At 66.8% G+C, this 3,890-nt stretch carries 4 protein-coding genes; all 4 read right to left on the reverse strand.

Features of this window, described 5'->3' with window-relative positions; all coding sequences use genetic code 11:
- Window positions 1-62 precede the first annotated feature (62 nt).
- Window positions 63-947 carry an RpnC/YadD family protein gene (locus CA983_RS41335; RefSeq protein ID WP_086605804.1) on the reverse strand — a complete coding sequence of 295 codons (885 nt, stop codon included), beginning with the start codon at window positions 945-947 and terminating at the stop codon, window positions 63-65.
- 80 nt (window positions 948-1,027) lie between these two features.
- A complete protein-coding gene (locus CA983_RS41340) occupies window positions 1,028-1,393 on the reverse strand; it encodes a PH domain-containing protein (RefSeq protein ID WP_086605805.1) in 366 nt (121 codons plus the stop codon).
- Window positions 1,394-1,507: 114 nt separating this feature from the next.
- Window positions 1,508-3,124: a methionine--tRNA ligase gene (gene metG, locus CA983_RS41345; protein ID WP_086605806.1), complete on the reverse strand. Its 1,617-nt coding sequence runs from the start codon at window positions 3,122-3,124 to the stop codon at window positions 1,508-1,510.
- Between the two features lie 112 nt (window positions 3,125-3,236).
- The coding region (locus CA983_RS41350; protein WP_086605807.1) for a VWA domain-containing protein at window positions 3,237-3,890 on the reverse strand (654 nt) is incomplete at its 5' end.

Genomic DNA, 3,890 nt, shown 5'->3' on the forward strand with positions numbered 1-3,890 from the left:
GGGGATCGCGCGGGGGTGACGGGGAAAGCGGCGGTGAGGTAGGCCTTCTGGGTTGATCACTCCTAGGTGAACAGGTCCTCCGCCGTGGCGGCCGTCAGGGAGCGGTCGAACCAGAGGGTGAGGGTGTCGAGGTCGGTGCAGGAGGTGATGCGGTCGCGGGCGGCCTGAGGGGTGTCGATGCCACGCTTCTCCAGCACACTGAGGATGGACTCGGCTTTCCCTTCGGCTTTCCCTTCGGCCCTGCCCTCCAGGTACGTCTCCTCGAAGAGGGTTCCCCTGCCCGGGAAGTATGTGGCGACCATCTTCTCCAGCTCTCTCCATGTCTCCCGGACCGGAGTGTCCTCCAGCCCGACCTCAAGCCATTCGCACCAGTACTTCGCTGTGGCCTTGTCGAAGGACCGCATCCCTCGGGCCAGCATGCCCAGTATGGCGGCGGCGTTTTCGCTTTCGCTATGCACGATGGCCGAGAACGTGGCCATGGCCGGTTCCCGGGCAACGATGGACTCGTCGGTGATCTCCGGAACGTTGTCGGGGCCCAGCACGAAAGGACGGGTGCTCTGGGTCGTCCAGGTGCCGACGCGGCACTCGAAGGGGCCGGCCGCCCAGGATGCGGTCGGCCCGTTCCTGCAGACCGCGACGAGCAGCACAGGCAGGTCGAACTTCGCGCGCAGGTACGCCACGTAGTACGACCAGCTGGATCCCTTGTCACGGGTCCGGGCGGTCTGGGCCTCGACGGCGATGAGGAAGCTGTCCCCTTCGGACGGCTCGACTTTCAGCACCGTGTCCACACGCCGTTCCAGCGGCTTGAGCTCCGTGGCGTCAGGAGTCAGCGCCTCGATCGTCGCCTTCGCGGGCGGTGGCAGGCCCAGCGCCTCGAAGACGGGAATGAGTACCTCCGGATGGTCCTGGAAGATCCGGTGCGAGGTCTCATGGGTTGATGTGACCATGTGTGCAAGCTAGGCCCATCAGGGGACGGCGTATTCGGCGATCGAGGCTGCGTTCACTCTTTCGAGAGCAGCAAAAACGTTCACCTCGCGACGAACTGCGTCAGGATCGCCTGCACCTCGTAGATGTCGACGCCTTTGGTGAAGGTTTTCTCGATGGGGGTCGGGGTGCCGGAGATCCAGATCTTGAGTTCGGCGTCGAGGTCGAAGGTGCCGGCCGTTTCCACCGCGAAGTGGGTGATGCTGCGGTAGGGGACGGAGTGGTATTCCACCTTCTTGCCGGTGATGCCCTGCTTGTCGATCAGGATCAGGCGGCGGTCGGTGAAGAGGATGGTGTCGCGGATGAGGAGGTACGCGGCGTGGACCTGTTCGCCGTGGCCGAGGAGGCGGGCGTAGTCCTGCTGGGCCGATGCCGGGTCGACGGTGTGTGCGTTGCCGAACAGTGCCATGGGAGCCCCCGGTGTGTGGCGGCGGCCGGGTGGCCGCTCTCACGCGATCTTCGCAAAGCACGGGGCCCGGGAGAAGGTTCTCGTTCTCCCGGGCCCCGAGCTGTAGCGAGCGCGTTACGCCGTCGGCTTCTCCTCCAGGCGCGGGAAGAGGACCGCGCCCTTGGTGACCGTCGTGCCGGCGGGGAGCAGGCCCCACTCGCCGGCCTCGCCGATCCTCTGGTCCGCGAGGGCGCCGAGGGAGGCCCCCGCGCCGAGCGAGTCCCAGAGCTTCTGGGAGGTCTCCGGCATGACCGGGTTGAGGAGCACCGCCACCGCGCGGAGGGACTCCGCGGCCGTGTAGAGGATGGTGGCCAGGCGTGCCTTGCCCTCGTCGGACGTGTCCTTGGCCACCTTCCACGGCTCCTGCTCCGTGATGTAGCCGTTCACCTGCTTGACGAAGTCGAAGATCGCCAGGATGCCGCCCTGGAAGTCCAGGTCCTCGCCGATCCGGCGGTCCGCCTCCCTGACGGCCTTCGCCAGGCCCTCGTGGATCGCCTTCTCCGCCTCGCCGGCCGCCGCGGCCTCCGGCAGCGTGCCGCCGAAGTACTTGCCGACCATGGCCGCGACGCGGGACGCCAGGTTGCCGTAGTCGTTCGCCAGCTCGCTGGTGTAGCGGGCCGAGAAGTCCTCCCAGGAGAAGGAGCCGTCCTGGCCGAAGGCGATCGCGCGCAGGAAGTACCAGCGGTACGCGTCCACGCCGAAGTGCGAGGTCAGGTCCTGCGGCTTGATACCCGTCAGGTTCGACTTCGACATCTTCTCGCCGCCGACCATCAGCCAGCCGTTGGCCGCGATCTTGCCGGGGAGGGGGAGTCCTTGTGCCATCAGCATCGCGGGCCAGATCACCGCGTGGAAGCGGAGGATGTCCTTGCCGACCAGGTGGACGTCGGCCGGGAAGGTCTCCTCGAACTTGGCCTGGTTCTCGTTGTAACCGACCGCCGTGGCGTAGTTCAGCAGCGCGTCGACCCACACGTAGATCACGTGCTTGTCGTCCCACGGGATCGGGATGCCCCAGTCGAACGTGGAACGGGAGATGGAGAGGTCCTGGAGGCCCTGCCGTACGAAGTTCAGTACCTCGTTGCGCGCGGACTCGGGCTGGATGAAGCCGGGGTTCGCCTCGTAGTGGGCGAGGAGCTTGTCGCCGTACTCGCTCAGCTTGAAGAAGTAGTTCTCCTCGCTGAGGATCTCCACGGGCTTCTTGTGGATCGTGCAGAGCTTCTGGCCCGCGTACTCGCCCTCGCCGTCGAGGAGCTCGCCGGGGAGCTTGTACTCCTCGCAGCCGACGCAGTACGGGCCCTCGTAGCCGCCCTTGTAGATCTCGCCCTTGTCGTACAGGTCCTGGACGAACTCCTGGACGCGGTCCGTGTGCCGCTTCTGCGTGGTGCGGATGAAGTCGTCGTTCGCGATCTCCAGGTGTTCCCAGAGAGGCTTCCACGCTTCGGTGACGAGTTTGTCGGCCCACGCCTGGGGGGTGACCCCGTTGGCTTCGGCCGTGCGCATGATCTTCTGACCGTGCTCGTCCGTGCCGGTGAGGTACCACACCTTCTCGCCGCGCTGGCGGTGCCAGCGGGTGAGCACGTCGCCTGCGACGGTCGTGTAGGCGTGGCCCAGGTGAGGAGCGTCGTTGACGTAGTAGATGGGGGTCGAGACGTAGTACGCCTTCGCCCCCTGCTTCTCGGATCCAGTGGCCGCCATGGTCGAAATCCTACTGGTCCGCTGAAGATCGACTCACATGCGTTTCGGGGGGTGGACGTGGACAGGGGCTCTGTCCTGTCCACCCYCCGGGGTTCTGTGGGTGGGGCGGGTGCTACGGGCGCCAGTTCGCCAGTACGCCCTCGTAGAGCTCCTTGTCCGTGAGCTCGCGGGGGGTTTCGCCGGCGAGGAAGTGGGACGTGTTGGGGGTCTTGAGCTTGCGGAGGTAGTCGAAGGCCTTGTTCTCCGGGTCGCCGAAGGCGACGAAGGAGAAGAAGACGGCGGGATGGGTCTTGGCGGCCTCGGTGAGGGACTGGGTGGCGGGGGTCTTGGCGTCGGGGGCGCCGTCCGTCTGGAAGATCACCAGGGCCGTGGTGCCGGGGGCTGCTTCCTTGCCGTGGTGGGCGAGGACCGCTTCGACGGCTGCGTGGTAGCTGGTGCGGCCCATGCGGCCGAGGCCGGCGTGCAGGTCGTCGATCTTGTTCTCGTGGTCGGTGAGGGTGATCTCGCCGGTGCCGTCGAGTTCGGTGGAGAAGAAGAAGACCGGGACGGTGGCCTCGGGGTCGAGGTGGGCGGCGAGGGCGAGGGTCTGTTCGGCGAGGGCCTGGGCGGAGCCGTCCTTGTAGTACGGGCGCATGGAGGCGGAGCGGTCGAGGACGAGGTAGACCTTGGCCCGGGTGCCGGTGAGGTTGTGCTGCTTGAGGGTGGCGGTGGCGGCCTTGTAGGCGGTGGTGAGGCTGGGGGCGTGGGTCTTGACGCGGGTGAGGGG

The organism is Streptomyces swartbergensis, assembly GCF_002148965.1.
GTDB classification, from domain to species: Bacteria; Actinomycetota; Actinomycetes; order Streptomycetales; family Streptomycetaceae; genus Streptomyces; species Streptomyces swartbergensis.